Genomic DNA, 333 nt, shown 5'->3' with positions numbered 1-333 from the left:
GTGTTTGGGGGGTGAGCGGGGGTGGTTGTTTAGTGGCCGGTTGTCGGTGCAGACCCATGGGTGGTTGGCTGATTATGCGGTGGCTGATGTGGTGTTGTTGCCGGGGGCGGCGTTTGCGGAGATGGTGTTGGCGGCGGGGGCTTGGGCTGGTGTTCCGCGGTTAGAAGAGTTGGTTATTGAGGCGCCGTTGTTGTTGCCTGAGCATGGCGCGGTGGGGTTGCAGTTGTTGGTCGGTGGCCCGGATGGGGAGGGCCGGTGTGGGTTTGAGGTGTATTCGCGGTTGGAGGATCCGGCTGGTTATCAGGGCGTGAGCGGTGATGGGGAGGCGGGGGG

The 333-nt window shown here is 63.7% G+C and carries 1 protein-coding gene; it reads left to right on the top strand.

The annotated features are described in order from the left end of the window. Nucleotides 1-64: 64 nt before the first annotated feature. On the top strand, nt 65-333 hold a 269-nt coding region (locus BST12_RS29760; RefSeq protein WP_245850634.1), incomplete at its 3' end, for a polyketide synthase dehydratase domain-containing protein.

Source organism: Mycobacterium angelicum (assembly GCF_002086155.1).
Classification (GTDB): domain Bacteria; phylum Actinomycetota; class Actinomycetes; order Mycobacteriales; family Mycobacteriaceae; genus Mycobacterium; species Mycobacterium angelicum.
The sequence above is the reverse complement of the archived record's forward strand: the minus strand, read 5'-3'. Positions and strand labels throughout refer to the sequence as shown.